Consider the following 18524-nt stretch of genomic DNA (forward strand, 5'->3'; position numbering starts at 1 on the left):
CTCATCCTCGATTACAGACGGTCTTGATGGCGCTGCGGATAAAAGCATTGAAGGCATCGGGAAGGCTGTGGTTGAAGGTGGCAAGGCGGCTGGTGGGGCTATTGATAAGACTGTTGATGAATTTAAGAATAATGAAGAGTTGCAGAAGTATACGGGTATAGCTCTTGGTGCAGGGGGATTACCTATTGCGATGGCTTCTGGTGTTGCTTTAAGCCCCGTAGCTTCAAGTGCGGCTGTCGCTATTGCGAATAGAGTTGCCATGACTCCTGGGGCACAAGATGTTATTGATTTTGCAAAAGGCGCAAACCCTATAAGTGGAGTTGCTCCTAATCCAAAAAATATATCAGAAGCAGCAGGAGCTATTATTTCTGAGTTTGTACAGCGTAATTCAAGATAATATTTTTCACTTTAAAAACTTTCTTTAAATAACATAGAATTTGAAAAAGGAAGATGGATATGGGGAAGCGGTGGTACTATTTAGGGCTTAGTCTTATTGTTATATATGCATTATCCCCATGGGATAGTGGGGAAGTCTTTTATTATAAGGGAGGAGTTCCTATCACCTTGATAGGACGTTGGTTTGGAGTAGCATTTTTTGCTTTGGTGGGAATATATGCTATTCGAGGTAGACCAAAATCAAATAATGATCATAGAGGTTTATATGAAGATCATATTTGCCCTAAGTGCGAACGAGTTTTCCTCAAAGGTGAAAACCCAGATAAGCATATGTGTCCTGACTGCAAAGTCGAATTAGAACCACTAGAAGGCTTCTATGATCGGCACCCAGAATTGAAAGATGATGAAGAGAATCCCGAAAAATCAGAAAATATTAAATAGCATTATTAGCCCCGACTTAGGTCGGGGCTATATTTTCGTATAACAAAAATTTCTTATAAATATATTCAGGTCTAAGCAATGCCTTTTCCTCGATTGCAGATGGCCTTGATGGGGCGGAAGATAAAAGTATTGAGGGCATCAAAAGGGCAACAGTCGAAGGCGAAAAGGCGGCTGGTGAGGCTATTGATAAGACTGTTGATGAGTTTAAAACTAATGATAAATTGCGAAATACGACTCTAGGTTTAGTAGCACTTCCTGCGGCAATAGGAGCAGTAGGAGTTCTCGGGACTACCGCAACAGGAGTTGCTTTTGGTAGAACTGTTGCTTCTGCGGGCGGGGCTGTGCTTAAGGATGGGAAGGCTGTTGTTCGCGGGGTTAGTAAAGCGGGTAAAAAAATACTCAAACAGTCAAAGAAGAAATATCTACATAAGAGCATTGAAGCTGACGGTAAGTTAAATACGACGAAGGCGGGTGACACCTTTGGTACTCAGAATATATATGACTATGTATCAAGTCTAAATCCTTCTACCTTGCCTGCAACTAGTAAGGGAGGGGCTGCCGCTGTCGCAACTGTTGAATTAGTTAAGTATGGTCATAAAAAGTATAAAGAAGCTAAGGCGAAAGACTAGGTATAAAATGCAGAATCATAATAAGAAGGTACCGCTGTTAAGTCGAGTTGTAGGTGTTATCTTAGGGCTAGTGTGTATTTTGATAGCGGGTCCTCAGTTTGGGGAAACAATTCCTTCATTTAGAGGTTTTCCGCTAACTGAACCAGCCCGATGGGTAATCGTAATTGTAGGTGTAATCATTATCTTATACAATTTATTGTATAAGCGGACATCAAAGATGGAAAAGGTTGAAGAAGGTCTTCCTGAAAAATCAGAAGATATTAAGTAGCATTATCAGCCCCGACTTCGGTCGGGGCTATATTTTTGCCCTTTTTCACATTTTTTCCTGTGCGGACCTGAGTCGGCTTATTCGGGTCCGGCTTTCTAAGTATCCTTGTTTTTCAACAGATGAATTTTTTCAATAAATTTAATGTAAACAAGGATGTAAGAGATGCCGAAAGTTTCAGCAGGTGGTTTTGGAAAATTTGCGGGGGAGTCGAATCCGGGTCCGGGGATTGTTCTCGGGGGAACGAATGGACAGAAGAAAGTGAGTCCTGAGGTGGAATTGCTACTTGGCAATAAGGAGATAGCTCCCGAGCTTTTACAGCGCGCTCGCGACAGGCAGGATGAGGAGCGCGATTTGCGGGTGCTTGATGCCTACAACACTTTTGAAATTGGGCTACAGGAAATTTTAAATTCTCCTGAAACGGGAGTCATGCAGCGGATGGAAGGGGCGGCGCAGACTGCTACCAGTGAGGTTAATGATTATTTCGCGGAAGAAGGCGGAAAATTGTTGGATAAATTACCCGATGAGGAAGCCTGTGAACGGTTCATGGGGATTTTGAATTCACGTAGAAAAACAGCAATTAACATTGTCGCACAGCATCAGAGTCAGGAATACCAGAGCTGGAAAGATAAGACTGCCCGCGACACGATTGATTCAGTGCTTCGCTCAGTCAATATGAGTCCTGATCGCGCATCTTTGGAGCATGGCGAAAGATTGCTCGAAGGCGCTGTTATGCGGCTTTACCTCGGAAGTAATCCAGCGGTTCTGGCTCAGCGCCTTGGCAGTGCAAAGCAGGCCATGTTTGCCGGTGCAATTGAAGCTATCGGCGCGAATGACCCTATTTCTGCTTTGATTGTGGCGGCCAGTTGGAAGCAGAGATTCTCGGAGGAAGCGTATGCTCAGCTCGTGACAAAGTTGAATCCGTTTGCTTGGAATCAGAGCTTGAAGCAGGAGTTCGCTGCGCTCCGTACTCTTGGTGACGAGGAAGTGGAGAAGAATATTAAGGCTATTACTGATACTGCCATGCAGGATGAACTTCGCGAAATGCTTCGTGCGGATAAAGTACAGCAGGCTGCTATGGCTAAGAAAGCGGAAGACGACAAACTGAACGGATTAAACCGTGCTCTTTTTCAACAATATACTGAGGGGAAATTAAATCCTGAAATTATTACCGATTCAGGACTGCCATTACTTTTCCGTCAAGTTTGGCGAAAGATTCTTGAAAGGAGAGATAGAGTTGGTGGAGATGGCCCATTTCTTACGGCAGTAAATGGAATAACTTCCCGCCAAATTGTAGTTGAGTATCAAATTTATACAATGATTGCCGGCGGCCTTGGGGTCACTGACGCGGCTATGTTGGTTGGTTTATTCGGCATGAGAGATGCCCCGCAGGCAAAGCTTATCATGAACAGCCTGCGCGATATTGCGGACGCAGCGAAGCTGGCTGGAAGTGATACGGAAGACCACGGGGCAGCCGTTCGTGATCTACTTCATAGGGTGCAGTATTATTTACAGAAGGGGGAAGTTTTCAGCATCACTGGAATACGCAACGAGGTTATCGATGATTATTTTGATGAAAGTAAGCGAACTTGCGCTGGCGGTACTGAGTGTAGTGGTTCTGATGATGCTGACGGCAATGCAGCTGCTGATATGGCTGATGATGGGAACCTTGATGTTGATGCTATGGATGATGACGGTAGTGAAGATAGTGATACAGAAAATGCTTCGGAGGTCGGTGAAGAAAATCCAGAGCTTGAAGCTGACGAGGAAATTGAAGGCGATGTAAGAGGCGACGCTGAAGATAGTGAAAGTGTAGAAAGTGATGGAAGCGAAGAGAGTGAGGATAGCCGTGGAGTAAATTCTCCTGATACTTCTGGTAAGGGCGGACAGCCTTCGGAGGTAGATGGAAATAAAATTTAGCTAATATAAATAGCGTCTTGTCGTTGTTGCTTAATTCTCCTAACTTTACGGCAAGGCGCTATTTACTAAATTATTCTGATCTCTTTTCAAAACGGGTTGTACACGGTAATGTTTGTTCAATTCAAATTCGTAGAGCTATTTCTTTTTATCTACATCTATCCACGTCTATTCACATTTATCAGGAGTTTTTATGGGGCGCCGTTTATTATTGCCAGCTATCTTTATTCTTCTATTATGCTTTGCCGGATGCGGCCTTAACAACAATATTTGCAGTGCACCGAATGTTGGCGCGTTGTCTTATTCCACTGTGCAGGTTGCGGATGCTGAGCTTGCTTACCGTGTGGTTGGGGAAGGCGAACCGCTGCTTTTAATAATGGGTTTCGGTGGAACCATGGATTTATGGGATGTTGATATGGTCCGCGAGCTTGCGAAAAATAATCAGGTTATAATGTTTGATAATCCCGGCATGGGCGGGTCTACCGCCGGAACGGACAAGATAACCATAACCAGTATGGCAGGCTATAGCGCGGGACTTTTAAGTGCGCTCGGCTATGAGAAGGCGCATATTTTCGGCTGGTCTATGGGGAGCCTTATCGCACAGGAGATGGCTTTAAATTATCCAGAAAAGGTAAATAAACTAATATTGATGGGTACGGCGTGCGATAATGAGCCGGTAGCAAAGATTACGAAAGAACTGCTGGCTATGGATACGGAGGAACTGCTTACTCATTTTTTCCCGAAAGCTTGGCTGGATAAGCATCCTGATGCTTTGTCCAAGTTGCCCCATCCGAAAAATTCTCCGAACGTAGAAGTTATCAAAGCGCAAGGAGAGGCCATGATCAATTGGCCCGGTACATGCGACCGCCTTGAAGTATTGCAAAATGATACATTGATTATTTCAGGGATGCAGGATGATATTTTGGATGAAACACTCAGCCTTGAGCTTGTTCAAAAAGTTCAAGGTGCATGGCTGGTCCGTTTCAAAAACGCGGCCCACTGGCTGATGTATCAAGCCCCTGTGTCCCTCGCGCGGACCATTACCACGTTCCTAGCTGTGCGCGAAGATATGCTTGCGCGCTAGCTGGGAGACCTGTTTATCAAATAAATTTACCAAATATTTTTAACAGTTTTTGCTTCATCGGTGTAGAAACGGTTGAAATCTTCAAACGCAGTTAGAGCCGCGGCTGCGCCTTGACCTGTCGCGGTGATAATCTGCCTTACTCCCCCTGTTACGTCGCCGGCTGCGTAGACTCTTTCAACGTTGGTTCTTTGTGTGATGTCGACTTTGATGAATCCGTCATCGTGCAATTCTACTCCGAGTTTTTCAGCAAGATCGGTGTTTGGAGTTTGCCCTATGGCAACGAAAAGCGCGTCAGCTTCTACGTCGGATTCAGTGTTTTCTTTGGTGTTTTTAATCCGTGCCGCTACGACTTGATCATCGCCCAAAACTTCAGTGACAATAGAATTCCAGATGATTTTGATTCCTTCGCGTTTAACGGAATCTTGCAGGACCTGTTCGGCCCTGAATGTGGCGCCGCGATGGACTATAGTAGTGTCGACCCCAAGGTGCTTGAGGTGGAGAGCATCGGTCAAGGCTGTGTTTCCCCCTCCGATAACGAGAACTTTTCCTCCTCGATAGAAATTACCATCGCAGGTGGCGCAGTAGCTGACGCCGTGTCCGTAAAATTTATCTTCACCGGTAACACCAAGCATGCGGACTTTAACACCCGTTGCGAGCAACACGCCTTTTGCTAGGTATGTGTTTTCGTCCGTTACAATTTTAATGCGCTCGCCATATGTTATGCTCTGAACTTCTGCGAACTGTTTTATTTCGGTGTATTCGCGTGCATGAGAGCTAAGAATTTCAACCAACTCAAAACCGTTAATGCCGGGGAAGCCGGGATAGTTTTCGACTTTAGGAGTCAAGGCTATTTGTCCGCCAACGCCCTGTTTGTCTAGAACTACACAACTCAGGCCGCTCCGTTTTGCGTAAATACCCGCACTCATTCCGGCAGGTCCAGCCCCGATAATTACGAGATCCATTAGAGTTTTATCTTTTTCTTCATCGCTTTTTCCGTTCTTTGCACTTTGCTCTTCAAGAATATCATCCAGTGGTTTAAGGAAAAGCAGTTGCATCATGAACTTGTTTTCGGCTTCCATGCCGATGAAGGACACTTCATTATTGAAATTAGTATGAGGGACAGAGCCTACGTTGTACTCTTCTGCAAGTGCTGAATTTTCCGTTGTGGAAATACACCATGCAGAAATTTTATCAGGATTGGCTACCGCAGCTTTAAATGCATTGATTGCCTGCCCTGGACAGTATGGGCAGCTAGGACTGGAAAAGACTTTGATCTGTCTGTCAGAATCAAGTTTGCTTAAAATTTCTTTTGTAGTGTCCGCAATGTTGTCTGCTCCCTTTGAAGCCAGATTAAGCGATTCTACAAGGGCTCTGCCTTCTTCGCCTGCCGGTGCTCCCAGAAAGCGGATATCGTATAAGTCCGGTGAGATCAGTACAGTGGGGGTGGAGTCCACTCCGCGTTTTCGAGCCATATCGGTATCAAGAGAATATTCAAAAAGTTCGATTTTATCAGTGAGTATGTCAAGGGCACGGCAAAGATTCAGCGTAAATTCATTGTACTCGTCATGAGGTCCTTTTTGAGTGAAAACTTCAATAGTGACAACCTTGTCGAACTCTGAAAAGAGTTTTCCAAGGTATTTACGGCTCTCGTCAGGAATAAAATTGCTGTATTTTTCTTCTGCTGTAAGTGCGCTCATGATAATCTCCTATTACTTTTGAAAATATTAACCTATGTGCGGTCTTTGTGAAAGTTTATTCTTTATGGGTTACCAAGAGGATTGTTAACAGGAATTATTACTAAATAGAATCAAAAAGAATAGATTGTAACAGATCAAGTTCTAAGAATGTAATTCGAATTGTCGTCCTTTGCTGAAGCGAACTATTTCTGGTGTGATGTTTACGCAAGAGTATAGATTCTTCAGAACCCCTTTATGGCCCCAGAACTCGCCCGAATATTTAGAAGGAACCGTCACTCTTGTAATCTTAGAGTCTATTAGCGGCAGCCTTGAACGTATAAAAAGGTATAGGGCTTTGGATCGGATTAGCTGTCCAAGAGCAGGGTGAACGGGGCCTGCAACAATATTTTCTTCAAATCCTTCTTCGGAGGCAACGCCAAGTCTGATGACTTGGATTTTATGGTTCCAAAATCTCAGGAGCGCAAAAGATAACTCTTCTTCGGTTCTGGATAATGACCATGGATGATATTTTCCTGCGTTAAATAATTTTTCAAGAGCTGTCCCTTTAACTGTGAGGCAGGGGTAGACCCGGACTGCGTCAGGCCTAAGCTCGATGGTTTCGCTTACATCGCGCAGAAAGTTTCCCCTTGTGGAACCCGGTAGTCCTGGTAAAAGCTGTATGCCTAAGGAAAGGCCTGCGCGCTTAACTGTTTCACAGGCCATGCGAGCTGTTTCAGGGGAATAGTTGCGGGCCGATCTTTTTAAGGTCCGCGCTGAAAAGCTCTGAATGCCAAGCTCAACCATGTCCAACCCTGAATCCTTGAGCATCATTAAATGATCATAGGATATGCAGTCTGGTCTGGTGGAGCATCGTACCTTTGTGATGAGTCCTTCGTCTTTGAATTGTTGCGCTAGGCTCACGAAACGGACCTGCCATTCCATGGGAAGTGCTGTAAAAGTTCCTCCGAAAAACGCAACTTCGAGGGGCTGACGGTTTGAATCAGCAAAAAAAGCGGGAATATCATCTTTAAAATTCTGATATATTTGGTTTAAGGCTTTAGCAGTGCTTCCTGTCTGTTTCTCCTGTGAGCAATATACGCAGCGCGAAGGGCAACCCATAAATGGCATAAATATAGGCCAGATGCGGGTTTTCGGCCTGCTTGGCTCAGGATGTTTGAAGATGAGGGAGCTCATATTTAAAGGGATTCCTTGTAATTAAAATCATCAACCACGGGTTTATTTAATAAATTAGCTTGATTAAAAAAAAATGGTTAGGTAAATATTTAGTAAAACTATCACAAAAGGCTGTTTGAATCACATTTAAGTTTATTTACCGCAACACGCAACATAAGTATTTGAACCCTATTTATTATGAACAATAAAGATTGTATTTTTTGTAAAATTGTAGCGGGAGAAATTCCGTGTTTCAAGATTTACGAAACAGAAAATGTACTCAGTTTTTTAGATATCGGTCCCGTGAATAAGGGGCATGCGCTAATTATACCTAAATCTCATTATGAGAATATATGGGATATGCCGGCGGATTTAGGCAAGGACATTATTACGGCTGCACAGTTGGCAGGAGATGCAATTGTCAAAGCAACTGGAGCAGATGGAATGAATCTGCTTATGAACAATAACAGTGCCGCAGGCCAGCTTGTATTTCATGCCCATTTTCATCTGATTCCCCGTTTTACGGGTGATGGATTGAAACATTGGGGCCAGATGGAGTACGATGATATGGATGAAGCTCTTGCACTTGCTCAAAAGATAGAAAGAATGATAACGTGAATAAATTGATGGTTAATTTATTCTTCAGATAATGTTTTAGCTAGTATCGTCGCAGAGCTTTTAGCTCTGGGGATAACTTAAAAACCGCCGCCCCTGACCGCAGGGCCGGGGATACCGGAGGAGAGGATATGCCTAACGGGAATACTCTTACTAAAGCCAGTGTAGTTGATTACATCTATGAAAAAACCGACAGAAATAGAGCGGAAATCAAAGATTTAGTCGAAAGCATTCTGGACATCATGAAACAGGCCATTAAAAGTGACCATGCTATGCTTGTCAGTGGCTTTGGTAAATTTGAAGCTTATGATAAAAATGCAAGAAAGGGGCGTAACCCTCAGACAAATGAATCAATTACATTGCCTGCACGCAAGGTTGTTGTTTTCAGACTTTCTAGAAAGTTCAGATCAGAGCTTAATTAATAGCAGCTCTTTTTTCTAGATTGGACCGTCTGGTCTTGTTTTAAATGCATGCTCAGTGCTCGCTTGCCTTATGCAATTAAATAAGGGTCCCGAATTGATTTTCGGGCCCCTTAATTTGTTGCTTTTTTCTATTCTGCTACAATGAAGGTGTCCGGGAACTCTGTTCCAAGATCGTTGACAGCTTCTTCTGCCGCGATAAGGGAGCTGAAAGATCCAGCTTGAACCCTTAGGTATTTTGCGCCATTCACACTCACTTCTTCCATTCTTGATTCACTATATCCGCTTCTACGAAGAGATTCCAGAATGGATTCTGCACGTTCAGGTTCACTGAATGAACCAACTTGAACGAAATAACCATACTCGGTGGTCGCCGTTTCCGTAATCATGGTATCTTCAGCTTCCGGTTCAGCTCTGAGGGTCTCTGCAACTACTGCAGATGTTTCAGGTGCGGCGGTTGTTGCAACAATTTCGGCGGATGTAACTGGTTCGACGTTAACGTCATCAATAGTGCGCAGTTCAACGCGGGTTATGCCCTTTGTGGCGATGCCCAGATCTTTTGCGGCTGTGTATGACAGGTCGATAATTCTCATGTCAGGATCAGCAAATGGTCCGCGATCATTAATACGCACGATTACTTTGTTGCCGCTTGCACGCTCCGTAACCTCCACCATGGTTCCCATGGGTAGGGTTCTATGTGCGGCTGTCATTGCGTACATGTCATATGTCTCACCATTTGCGGTGGTTCTACCGTGGAAGTCGTCTCCGTACCATGAAGCCAGCCCTTCCGCTTTGTACCCTTTAGCGCTGAGATGCGGAATGTAAGTTCTGCCGTCAATAGTATACGGGTCTATTTTCAATACCGGCTTTATTCTGTCAGGAGTGTCTTTCTGTGAAATTGTAGGCTGGGTAACAGGGCGCGATGAGTGGATGACGGTTTTGCCACAGCCTGCTGTAGCGAGAAGTAAAAGCATGGAAAAGAAGATAATTATTTTGTTCACGTATTCCTCCGGAGATCAAAAGAAGATATTTCCTCTGTGCTGTTCATATGTATGAATCAGGACAGAGGTATACGTCTCATAATTGCTCAGCTTATTTAAGTCCAGTAGTTAGGAAGATCGGGATAGGGCGAGGGCAAGAGCAGTGGTTAGTTTGACCAGTTCTCCATTGTTTCTTCTTACCGTTGCAGATAAACGCTTTCCGATTTTCAGAAGGAGCTTATTGCCTGTTACGGGGTGTTTTTGAATTAGGTCAAAAAATTTATCTCTGTTTGTAATCAGAAAGTCTGAGTCTTCGACGACTGTGACAGTTGCGGACCTTTGATCATTATCAATGAGTGCAATTTCTCCGAAAACTGGAAAGGTCGTGTCATCCAAATTTGCAAGAACTTTGCGCGGATTTTTTACTTCGGATAAAGGGAGACTCATTCCCTTAATGAGCATCGCTTTCGAAATTTTAACCTTGCCATCAATAAGGATGAACATTTCATCCCCTTCTTCTCCTTCTGAAATAATGTGCGTGCCTGCCCTGACCGCAACTTTTGTAAAGATATCGCGGACATGAGACAGCTCTTCGCTATTTAGGCCGTCAAACATCGGTATGGATTTCCAGGTGTCAGTCATGGTCAGCTTCTCCTTCCGCGCTGATGATCAAAAGAGCATCATATTGCGCCATAGGTTCGCTATCTGGTGGATTCATTTTAACTTCAGGGCCTTGCAAACCCAGTGCTGTTGGATGTCCGGAATTTTCGAAAAGCTCCATTATGAATTGATCTAGTGCGGAGCTTTCATCCATAACGTCCTGTAAAGATATGTTTTTACCTAACTTGCATGCGGCTACGGGAAGCGTTCCTTCTGATTGTCTGGTTTTCAAGCATAATTCTCCCCAATTCTTGAGCTTATCTTCCGCCGAGCAAGGCTTGAAGGTAAGTCTTCCTGTATTTCCGATTCCGAGGAGATTGCGGAAGAAAGATAGTATTGATGGATTAATTCCCATCATCCCCATCATACGAGCTGAGATTTCTCCACGTACAAGTATTTCATTTGCGCCTGCTCTGCGCAGATGTTCTTTATTTTCGTATTTGGCAATTTCTGCATAAATGGGAACTTTTGGTGACATGGTTCGCAAAGCAAGAACGGCGTATATCGCTTGTTGGTCAGCTTCTTTGCTTTCGAGATTGTCCTGACAAAGAACATAAACTGTTTTCGCAAATTCCGGGTTGGCCCTTGCTATGACGCTGGCCTTGCAGATGGAGCCGTGAACGAAATGCAGCTTATCGCCAAGTTCCAGTTTGAAGGCGATCTCATCGCGTTGCTGCTCGGTTACTTCACAAACGATTACGAGGTTAAATGTTTTTATCAAAGTTTGTTTTAATAATGATTCAACCAGCCCGTAAGCGTAGTCATTCCAGCCCAGTATTATGACATGATCGCTGATTTTCACTGTTAAAAGCCCCTTGCGTTTTTTAGCTTTCTGCTCAACCAGCATGGAAGCCATGTTACCAGTTAGCGATGTGACAAGGCCAATGCCGGATATCATAACTAAAGCACCAAGAATTCTGCCGGGAACAGTTGCGGGAACAAGGTCTCCGTAGCCTACGGTTGTGAGAGTAACTATGGACCACCAGAAAGCATTGGAAATTCCACCGTTCGAGCCTTCATTTAGCTCAAGCCAGTAAAATCCAAACGTGCTGAGCAGGAGCAAGCCTGCTGTGGCAAGCACGAGTTTTCCGAACCCAGTTTTAAGCCATGCAATAAAGTTCATCATTATCCTGCCAGACATGGATAAAGAAGTTGGGCAAACCTGAAAGGCGCCTCTGTTTAATTATATACTTTAATGTAGCTTATTTTAGTGATGGGGTTCAAGCTTATTCGATTTAATATGTTGGAAACGAAGAAACCCGATTTCCGTAAAACAGAAATCGGGTTTTAAAAGGCAGTGTAAGGGCTAAGTATTTCTACAAGTAGCCGAGAGCTGCTTTCATTTCGCCGGGAACAACAGCATTCTGCTGAGGATCGAGATCCTTCCATGATGAGCCAGCTTCTTTACGTGCTTCTTTAACTTCATCAAGGCTGTATCCTACGCGAGGAACATCAAGACTCTGTCCTGCGTAAATCAGGTCAGGGTTTTTGATCTGCTCTCTGTTTGCCTTATAAATAAGAGGCCACATGAACGGATCATTGTAAATCTGCTGGTATTCAGCAATCCACCAGAGACATTCGCCCTTAGCTACAACGTGAGAAGTAGGAAGAGTTCTGTACTCGTTTTCGTAAATTTCCATTGGTGTCGGAGGAACAACTACGTCCTCGATAACAACAACTTCAGTCTCTTCAACAACTACAACTTCTTCTTGAGGTGCAGTTTTCTTCGCACAACCAAATGCGGACATGAGGCTGATGACAACCGCAAGCAAAATAAGTTTTTTCATTTAGAGGCCTCCTCTACAGTAAAAGAAATTTGAATGGGGTACCCAATTGAATTCAATAAGTTATACTTTAACTCTTTTTGACCAGTTATCAACTATTTCTTTTTCTTGCAACACCCTAGGATTTTTAGGGTTCATTTTGTATGCTTGATTAGTTGCTTCGATAGCATTTGCCATCCATCCACCATTTCTAAGGCTCATGGATGCAAAAACATAAAGCATTTCAGGTTCTTCCGCGTAGATTGTGTCAATTAAAAAGTCGTATTCATCACGGAAAACTTCACGGATAAGATGATTTTGCGAGTAAATAAGACGACCTAGCAGAGTGTTTTCTTTATGATCTTTTAAAAATAAAGGTAAAAGTTTTCTGCATCTGGACATAATAAACCTGATTCGGCTTATTTCGCGCTCCATACTTTCTTCAGTTTGTTCTACAACCTGAACAAAGTCCTGTCCTATTGAAGACTCGGGCAGAGCTATATCTTTACCCCGCAGGTTCGAGAACAGCGGGGCGTAGTTTAAGTTCTGGTATGCGTCTTCTCTAAGCTTATATGCTTCATGAAATATATATCCCAGCCCCCAATCAAGAAATCTTCCGGATAACGGGTCATCCGTCGTGTTTCTGAAAAGAAGGTGAGCTGTATCCTTGAGCCTCCAGAGCAGCCCTTTGTTCATGGCTGTTCCTATCAGATCATTCAACATTTCAAAGCTGACGCTGCGTTCCCTGTCGAAAGTTTCGAACTGCTCTTCAAGGGCGCTTCCGGCAAGGCAGAAATCTCTGAATGTGTCGCGGATAAATTCCGGCATTTTCGCCTGTATCCATGAGTTGGACATAGCGTGTTCCTATTCTGTTAAATATTTATATCTTAATACATTCAGACACGCGGGCAATTTCAGCCAGCTCGGCGAGTCTGTCATCGGCTTTACGGTAGAGCGATCCCAATGGGAACTTTCTGCTTCCATTTATTTTGCCGATTTTTACGCCCGTCAGAATTGAAAGCGCTTCTTCGATGGTCTTGATTGGGTAAATGTGGAATTTGCCCTGCTCAACAGCTTCAACCACTTCATGTCTGAGCATGAGGTTCACAACATTATCAGCAGGAATTAGCACACCTTGCTCACCGTTTAAACCTCTACGGCGACATACTTCATAAAAACCTTCAATTTTACGGTTAACACCGCCAACAGCCATGATTGATCCTGATTGGCTGACTGCTCCGGTGAAGGCATATTTAAATTGGATTGGAACTCCGGAAAGAGCGGAAAGCAGTGTTGCCAGCTCGGCTCCTGAAGCGGAATCGCCCTCAATGCCTGCATAGCTTTGCTCGAAACAGAGACTACCAGTCATAACAATTGGTTTATTCTGAGCAAAAAGACCGACAAGGTAGCTTTTGATGATCATCATACCTTTCGTGTGAATAGGGCCACCCATGCGGGCTTCACGCTCAAGGTCAAGAATTCCACCGTGTCCAACCCCGACAGTACATGCAATCTGGTGCGGCAGGCCGAATTCATAATCTCCGAACATAGTAACAGATAATCCGTTGGCTCTACCAACAGCCTCACCTGATGTCGCAACCTTGATAACTTCACGGTCGTATTCGGTCATGAATTCATCTTCGTAAAGATTGGATCGGTAATCGCGCATGGCAATAGCTTCATCTAAAGAAGCAAGGTCAACTGATTTTTTGCCGTCGAGACGAGCAAGGGCAGAAGCTTCTACCATCATCTCTTTCATGAACGGAATTCTCAGCGAAAGTCGTTTTTGATCTTCCGCGAGTCTACTGGAGAAATCCACAATTCCAGCAAGAGACTCTCTGCCGAAGGGAAGAAGCTCAGTATCCTGAATAACTTTACCGAGGACTTCTACAAAACGGCGAATATTCGCAGCGTTTCTCTCTGCAGTCATTTGCATATGAGCTTTTAGTTTGAAATATTTACCGAATCTTTCGTCATTATAGAGCAAAAGTTCGTATGTTTCTTCAGAACCGATCAGAATAACGGTAAGCTCTAGCGGGATCGGTTCCGGTTCGAGTGTTTTAGTTCTGATCTGTTCGCCATCGCCCGGATCTTCAATCTTAGCCTGACCTGTTCGCAATGCTCTGAGCAGTCCTTCCCATGATGAAGGAGTAGTAAGAATGTCTTCGGCATACATGATAAGATAGCCGTGGTTGGCCTTATGAATGGCTCCTGCGCGGATTAATGTGAAATCGGTGTACAAAGCACCCATTTCTGATTCGCGGTCGATGCTACCAAGTAGATTAAACGCTGTGGGGTGATCTGCAATGACTACAGGCGCACCTTTAGTTTCACTATTGTCGACCAACAGGTTTACTTCAAAACGAGCAAACAGCTCATCAGTAGGAGACGACTCAGGGATGTGAAGTCCCGCTGGCAAGGCTATAGGGGCGGCTTCTTTGGCCATGAAAAGGTCAATATTGTCGAGTAATTCTTCTTCAACTGCTTTCAGGTAATCTTTCACTTTTTCGAACTGGTCAAAATCTTTATGAAGGTCGGCAAGCAAGTCAGCCAGAAGTTCTTTAGCGGATTCTTGATGAAGTTTACGCTCATCTTTACGGAATCCTTCTTCACTTTTGCTTATTTGGCGCAGGATTGTAGTAACTTCAGCAAGTAGATCATCCGCTGAATTACGTAGAGTTTTGCGCAGATCAGGGTCGAGACGCTCGAATTCTTCATCACTGAGGATTCTACCTTCGATGAGCGGGATTAAGGTGAGCCCCTCGTGATCATCCACTTCAAGGCTGAAACCGTTGTCTTTCGCCAGTTCTTCCATGTCTGAAAACAAATCATCGCGTTCATCCTGAAAGGTGCGGGATATGCGTTCGTGGGCTTTTAGGTGCGGCTCGCGCTCAAACCACGAAGGAAGTTTCTCTTTAATATGCGAAACAGCATCAGATAGCGCTGTTTTAAAATCCTTTCCTTTGCCTGTCGGCAGGGACATCGCGAGAGGTTTTTCCTGATCGGAAAAATTATGCAGATAAAGCTGATCCGGTGGGACAGGCTGGTTTGCTGCTCTCAGTTCAAAATATTCACGTGCGAAATAGCTACGTCCCAGATTTGATTCTCCAGAAAGATACACGTTGTGACAGCTTCCTGATATGGCAAGCGCCATACGGAAAGCTTGAAGGGCTCTGGGCTGAAAGGGGTCATATGCCCCAGTACTTGTAGATATAGCAGAGCTATCTTCAAATTGAATTTTTGCTGGATCAAGTTTTGATCTAAGCTTGGAAGGGGATAGTTGTTTTGCAGTCATATTTATATTTTTCCTTTATATTCATATCTTGAGCAAGAGCTCATATAAGTATGTTTACTTGGTTACGGGAGAATTGTCACTTGGCTTAATCGGTTGATATGTGAAATTTTAGACAAGGTGTAATGGCTGGTTTTATAAAAAATGTTATAGAAGTGAACATAATAATGTGAGTTTTTGGGATAATTAGATGTTTAAGTAGGTGTTTTGGTGTACAAAAAATTTAAAAATACTGATAAAATTTATTTTAAAAAACATCAGTTCTAACAAAGAATTCGTTGACTCCCGTCAAATGATTGTGCTAGACGAATCTCACTTGTGAAGGTTTGCGCAATGTTTGTTTGCGGTCATAAGTACATCTCAAGTTTCGGAAAAAAGTAGGCATAAGTGTTTTTTAAAGGAAACAAAGAGGCTATTGATCTTCTCGGCAATGCCGCGACAATCGGAACTCATCTTGTTTGTTCTACTTTCGTTGGGATGGCTATCGGGTGGTATCTCGATAAATGGTTGGGAACGAAGCCTTGGTTTCTTCTTATTTTTTTGTTAGTTGGGATTGGCGCAGGGTTCAAGAACGTGTTTGACGAAGTGCAAAAAATCCAGCGAAAGGACCAGCGGAAAGGTCCTGGAGTTAACAATGAAGATAAATAAGAAGGTTGAATCATTCCTCCACAGGCGAGGCTTTACTCATCCGGACGTACGTAGTCTGGTACGCAATCAAGTGTATCTTGCTGCTGGAACATGTTTTTTTGCTGCTATAGCCTTCGGGTTTGCCCCATGGGCACTGGCTTTGGCAGCTGGAGCGGTTCTGACTACGTTCAATTTCTGGTCGCTGGCTAAATTTGGTCAGCATCTGGCGTATATGCGCAAGGGAGCTGTTGTTTCCTTGCTGATTCGTTTCTACGGTCGGATGATCTTATCCGGTCTGGTCATATACGGACTTATTGTTTGGGGGCAGTGTTCAATTACTGCACTTTTGGCCGGGCTTAGTACCGTAGTGGTGAATGCAATATTTTGGGGCGTTGCCGGATTTCGGCAAAAAGCGAAGGAGGCATAAGGATCATGGCTGCAGGATTACCACATCCATTAATTTTTATGACAGAGTTGAACAATGCTTTGGGGACTCACATTCCCATTCATGTATGGTATACATGGGTAGCAATGCTTATTCTGTTTACTATCGGATTTCTCGTTTCCAGAAAACTTAGTCTGGTTCCGGGGGGGCTTCAAAATCTAGTCGAGATAATTGTCGGCGGACTTGAAGACTTTGTTGTTGCGAACATCGGTGAGGGTGGACGCACAGTATTTCCTTTCATGTGTACTTTGTTTGTATACATTCTTGTTATGAACCTTTTAGGCCTTGTTCCCGGTTGTGATGCTCCTACAGCGAACATCAACACCAATGCGGCAATGGCTGTTTGTACTTTCCTTTACTACAATTACATTGGTATCAAGCAGCACGGTGCTGGATACATCAAGCATTTCTTTGGGCCGGTTCCAGCGCTTGCTCCTCTGATGTTTATCATCGAAGTAGTTTCGCACATTTCTCGCCCGCTTTCACTTACCTTACGTTTGTTCGGTAATATCCGCGGTGAAGAAATTGTTCTCGTACTCTTGTTCATGCTTGCTCCTGTCTTCTCTACCTTGCCCATGTACTTCTTGTTCATGCTCGCTAAGGTAATCCAGGCATTCATCTTCTTCATGCTTACCATGATTTACTTGAAGGGCTCTCTGGAACACGCTCATTAGAATTAGTGAGCACTTATATTGGGGAAATGGTCTAACGACTACTTAAATAAACGTACTTTTTTGGAGGTTTCTTATTATGCGTAAAGCACTACTCGTTGTTGTAAACACAATGGCTCTCGTTCTCGCTGCAAGTGCAGCATTCGCTTCTGGCGTTGCTCCTGAAGTTGCTGCTGCAACTGCTACTGCTACTGCTATCGGTATGGCAATCGCTGCTGCTGGTTGTGGTATCGGTCAGGGTCTTGGTCTTAAAGCTGCTTGTGAAGGAACTGCACGTAACCCAGAAGCTGGTGGTAAAATCACAGTTACTTTGATTCTTGGTCTTGCATTCATCGAATCACTCGCTATTTACGCTCTCGTTGTTAACCTCATCCTTCTTTTCGCTAACCCACTCGTAGGCTAGTTTTTAGGATTTGGAAATATTTAAAGGAGGCCTTCGGGTCTCCTTTTTTTCGGTTTTTATATGTTAATTTTTTCACATAGTTTTCAGGTATCTAGCTAGATTACAGCTTATAAGGTGCGGTATCTCAGTGATTAATAGTAAACAAGGTTTTGGGGTGTAAGTGGGCTTGTTTACATAGTTATAGCTTTTTCTGATGACTGGTTGTGATTGTCGTAGTGTTTAACTAATGGCTAGTTAGAAGGCAGTCTTGCGAAAATTTACTGCTAAAGGGTCGTTATTAACGGCCTGTTATTTCCAATCTTTTATTTTTCATGGCTAAGGCAGGACATGGAAAAACAGGTACCTATCGTGAAAACCCAGAATATCCCTAAAGCGACCATTAAGCGTTTAGCTGTATACATCCAAGTTCTTACTGGTCTCAAGAGAGATGGCGTTGAAGTTATTTCATCTGAAAAGCTTGCTCGTGCATGCTCTGTTAATCCTTCTCAAATTCGCAAAGATTTAGCATATTTCGGTGAGTTCGGCGTGCGCGGTGTTGGTTATTATGTGCATGAGCTGATCTCTTCTATTAAACACTCACTTGGTGTCGACCGGGTTTGGGGATGCGCTCTGGTAGGAGTTGGCAACCTTGGACGGGCTTTACTCAGGCACAAGGAGTTCGCATTACGCGGATTTTCCATTAGAGCTGCATTTGATTGCGATCCATATAAAATAGGTGAAATTGTTTCTGGTCTAGAAGTTGTTTGTACCCGTCAGTTAAAGACTCGGGTAGATGAGTTCGGTCTAGAGGTAGGAATTATCACCACTCCACCTGAAAGAGCCCAGAGAGCGGCTAATTATCTCGTCGAAGGCGGGATAAAGGGAATCGTAAATTTTGCGCAAGCGCGTATTCAGGTGCCTAAAGACATAACTGTTGAATATGTCGACTTTACACATCATTTTTATTCTGTAGCATTTAATATCAGTTCAGCAACTTAACTACTTCGTTCAACAATTACTAATTTCACGAAAAAAAAGATCCTTCAAAGCATTTGCTCTGAAGGATCTTTTTTTCGTGAAATAAAATCG

At 43.7% G+C, this 18524-nt stretch carries 21 protein-coding genes; 13 read left to right on the forward strand and 8 right to left on the reverse strand.

The window, feature by feature from the left end:
- The 6 genes from BR06_RS20565 to BR06_RS0114905 all read left to right on the forward strand — a co-directional run.
- Positions 1–397: hypothetical protein (locus tag BR06_RS20565; protein WP_034603068.1), on the forward strand; the 397-nt coding region annotated here is incomplete at its 5' end.
- Between the two features lie 59 nt (positions 398–456).
- Complete coding sequence (locus tag BR06_RS0114885) at positions 457–837, forward strand: hypothetical protein (RefSeq protein ID WP_031484447.1); 381 nt, start codon at positions 457–459, stop codon at positions 835–837.
- A 221-nt stretch (positions 838–1058) separates the two neighbouring features.
- Complete coding sequence (locus BR06_RS0114890) at positions 1059–1466, forward strand: hypothetical protein (RefSeq protein WP_031484450.1); 408 nt, start codon at positions 1059–1061, stop codon at positions 1464–1466.
- 7 nt (positions 1467–1473) lie between these two features.
- Positions 1474–1734, forward strand: a complete 261-nt coding sequence (locus BR06_RS0114895; protein ID WP_031484452.1) for a hypothetical protein — start codon at positions 1474–1476, stop codon at positions 1732–1734.
- A 162-nt stretch (positions 1735–1896) separates the two neighbouring features.
- Complete coding sequence (locus BR06_RS0114900; RefSeq protein WP_051677122.1) at positions 1897–3651, forward strand: hypothetical protein; 1755 nt, start codon at positions 1897–1899, stop codon at positions 3649–3651.
- Positions 3652–3841: 190 nt separating this feature from the next.
- Positions 3842–4732 carry an alpha/beta fold hydrolase gene (locus BR06_RS0114905; protein WP_051677123.1) on the forward strand — a complete coding sequence of 297 codons (891 nt, stop codon included), beginning with the start codon at positions 3842–3844 and terminating at the stop codon, positions 4730–4732.
- 26 nt (positions 4733–4758) lie between these two features.
- Here the strand turns inward: BR06_RS0114905 and BR06_RS0114910 are convergent, their stop codons facing one another.
- Together BR06_RS0114910 and BR06_RS0114915 are read right to left on the reverse strand one after the other, a co-directional pair.
- Entirely contained in the window at positions 4759–6429 is a 1671-nt protein-coding gene (locus tag BR06_RS0114910) for an FAD-dependent oxidoreductase (RefSeq protein ID WP_031484458.1), read from the reverse strand.
- Between the two features lie 141 nt (positions 6430–6570).
- Entirely contained in the window at positions 6571–7602 is a 1032-nt protein-coding gene (locus tag BR06_RS0114915; protein WP_031484460.1) for an elongator complex protein 3, read from the reverse strand.
- A 177-nt stretch (positions 7603–7779) separates the two neighbouring features.
- Here BR06_RS0114915 and BR06_RS0114920 point away from each other — a divergent pair, with 177 nt between their 5' ends.
- Entirely contained in the window at positions 7780–8199 is a 420-nt protein-coding gene (locus tag BR06_RS0114920) for an HIT family protein (RefSeq protein WP_031484462.1), read from the forward strand.
- 128 nt (positions 8200–8327) lie between these two features.
- Complete coding sequence (locus BR06_RS0114925; protein ID WP_031484464.1) at positions 8328–8618, forward strand: integration host factor subunit alpha; 291 nt, start codon at positions 8328–8330, stop codon at positions 8616–8618.
- 128 nt (positions 8619–8746) lie between these two features.
- Here BR06_RS0114925 and BR06_RS0114930 read toward each other — a convergent pair whose 3' ends face one another.
- The 6 genes from BR06_RS0114930 to BR06_RS0114955 all read right to left on the reverse strand — a co-directional run bounded on the left by BR06_RS0114930 (position 8747) and on the right by BR06_RS0114955 (position 15313).
- A complete protein-coding gene (locus tag BR06_RS0114930; protein WP_031484465.1) occupies positions 8747–9616 on the reverse strand; it encodes a septal ring lytic transglycosylase RlpA family protein in 870 nt (289 codons plus the stop codon).
- Between the two features lie 108 nt (positions 9617–9724).
- Positions 9725–10237, reverse strand: a complete 513-nt coding sequence (locus BR06_RS0114935; RefSeq protein WP_031484467.1) for a cyclic nucleotide-binding domain-containing protein — start codon at positions 10235–10237, stop codon at positions 9725–9727.
- Complete coding sequence (locus BR06_RS0114940; protein WP_169738252.1) at positions 10230–11381, reverse strand: ion channel; 1152 nt, start codon at positions 11379–11381, stop codon at positions 10230–10232. Before BR06_RS0114940 ends, BR06_RS0114935 begins: the two co-directional genes overlap by 8 nt.
- 190 nt (positions 11382–11571) lie before the next feature.
- On the reverse strand, positions 11572–12042 hold the full coding sequence (locus tag BR06_RS0114945; RefSeq protein WP_031484472.1) for a LysM peptidoglycan-binding domain-containing protein: 471 nt from the start codon (positions 12040–12042) through the stop codon (positions 11572–11574).
- A gap of 60 nt (positions 12043–12102) precedes the next feature.
- Positions 12103–12873 carry a hypothetical protein gene (locus BR06_RS0114950; protein WP_031484474.1) on the reverse strand — a complete coding sequence of 257 codons (771 nt, stop codon included), beginning with the start codon at positions 12871–12873 and terminating at the stop codon, positions 12103–12105.
- Between the two features lie 25 nt (positions 12874–12898).
- Positions 12899–15313: a Lon protease family protein gene (locus BR06_RS0114955; protein WP_031484476.1), complete on the reverse strand. Its 2415-nt coding sequence runs from the start codon at positions 15311–15313 to the stop codon at positions 12899–12901.
- Positions 15314–15697: 384 nt separating this feature from the next.
- Between BR06_RS0114955 and BR06_RS0114960 the strand changes: the two genes are divergently transcribed.
- From BR06_RS0114960 to BR06_RS0114980, 5 genes are all read left to right on the forward strand, one after another.
- A complete protein-coding gene (locus BR06_RS0114960) occupies positions 15698–15958 on the forward strand; it encodes an AtpZ/AtpI family protein (RefSeq protein ID WP_031484479.1) in 261 nt (86 codons plus the stop codon).
- Positions 15945–16364, forward strand: a complete 420-nt coding sequence (locus BR06_RS0114965) for an ATP synthase subunit I (protein WP_031484481.1) — start codon at positions 15945–15947, stop codon at positions 16362–16364. Before BR06_RS0114960 ends, BR06_RS0114965 begins: the two co-directional genes overlap by 14 nt.
- 5 nt (positions 16365–16369) lie before the next feature.
- Positions 16370–17056: a F0F1 ATP synthase subunit A gene (gene atpB, locus BR06_RS0114970; protein ID WP_031484483.1), complete on the forward strand. Its 687-nt coding sequence runs from the start codon at positions 16370–16372 to the stop codon at positions 17054–17056.
- A gap of 76 nt (positions 17057–17132) precedes the next feature.
- Complete coding sequence (atpE, locus tag BR06_RS0114975; RefSeq protein ID WP_031484485.1) at positions 17133–17456, forward strand: ATP synthase F0 subunit C; 324 nt, start codon at positions 17133–17135, stop codon at positions 17454–17456.
- 348 nt (positions 17457–17804) lie between these two features.
- Positions 17805–18434 carry a redox-sensing transcriptional repressor Rex gene (locus tag BR06_RS0114980; RefSeq protein WP_031484488.1) on the forward strand — a complete coding sequence of 210 codons (630 nt, stop codon included), beginning with the start codon at positions 17805–17807 and terminating at the stop codon, positions 18432–18434.
- The last annotated feature ends 90 nt before the right edge of the window (positions 18435–18524 follow it).

The sequence above is a fragment of the Maridesulfovibrio frigidus DSM 17176 genome, from assembly GCF_000711735.1.
Taxonomy (GTDB): domain Bacteria; phylum Desulfobacterota; class Desulfovibrionia; order Desulfovibrionales; family Desulfovibrionaceae; genus Maridesulfovibrio; species Maridesulfovibrio frigidus.

Excerpts from the sequence above, each read along its gene's own strand:
- BR06_RS0114885 (WP_031484447.1), top strand. The coding sequence starts at position 457 with ATGGGGAAGCGGTGGTACTATTTAGGGCTTAGTCTTATTGTTATATAT.
- BR06_RS0114895 (WP_031484452.1), top strand. The coding sequence starts at position 1,474 with ATGCAGAATCATAATAAGAAGGTACCGCTGTTAAGTCGAGTTGTAGGT.
- BR06_RS0114900 (WP_051677122.1), top strand. The coding sequence starts at position 1,897 with ATGCCGAAAGTTTCAGCAGGTGGTTTTGGAAAATTTGCGGGGGAGTCG.
- BR06_RS0114905 (WP_051677123.1), top strand. The coding sequence starts at position 3,842 with ATGGGGCGCCGTTTATTATTGCCAGCTATCTTTATTCTTCTATTATGC.
- BR06_RS0114910 (WP_031484458.1), bottom strand. The coding sequence starts at position 6,429 with ATGAGCGCACTTACAGCAGAAGAAAAATACAGCAATTTTATTCCTGAC.
- BR06_RS0114915 (WP_031484460.1), bottom strand. The coding sequence starts at position 7,602 with ATGAGCTCCCTCATCTTCAAACATCCTGAGCCAAGCAGGCCGAAAACC.
- BR06_RS0114920 (WP_031484462.1), top strand. The coding sequence starts at position 7,780 with ATGAACAATAAAGATTGTATTTTTTGTAAAATTGTAGCGGGAGAAATT.
- BR06_RS0114925 (WP_031484464.1), top strand. The coding sequence starts at position 8,328 with ATGCCTAACGGGAATACTCTTACTAAAGCCAGTGTAGTTGATTACATC.
- BR06_RS0114935 (WP_031484467.1), bottom strand. The coding sequence starts at position 10,237 with ATGACTGACACCTGGAAATCCATACCGATGTTTGACGGCCTAAATAGC.
- BR06_RS0114940 (WP_169738252.1), bottom strand. The coding sequence starts at position 11,381 with ATGATGAACTTTATTGCATGGCTTAAAACTGGGTTCGGAAAACTCGTG.
- BR06_RS0114945 (WP_031484472.1), bottom strand. The coding sequence starts at position 12,042 with ATGAAAAAACTTATTTTGCTTGCGGTTGTCATCAGCCTCATGTCCGCA.
- BR06_RS0114950 (WP_031484474.1), bottom strand. The coding sequence starts at position 12,873 with ATGTCCAACTCATGGATACAGGCGAAAATGCCGGAATTTATCCGCGAC.
- BR06_RS0114955 (WP_031484476.1), bottom strand. The coding sequence starts at position 15,313 with ATGACTGCAAAACAACTATCCCCTTCCAAGCTTAGATCAAAACTTGAT.
- BR06_RS0114965 (WP_031484481.1), top strand. The coding sequence starts at position 15,945 with ATGAAGATAAATAAGAAGGTTGAATCATTCCTCCACAGGCGAGGCTTT.
- atpB (WP_031484483.1), top strand. The coding sequence starts at position 16,370 with ATGGCTGCAGGATTACCACATCCATTAATTTTTATGACAGAGTTGAAC.
- atpE (WP_031484485.1), top strand. The coding sequence starts at position 17,133 with ATGCGTAAAGCACTACTCGTTGTTGTAAACACAATGGCTCTCGTTCTC.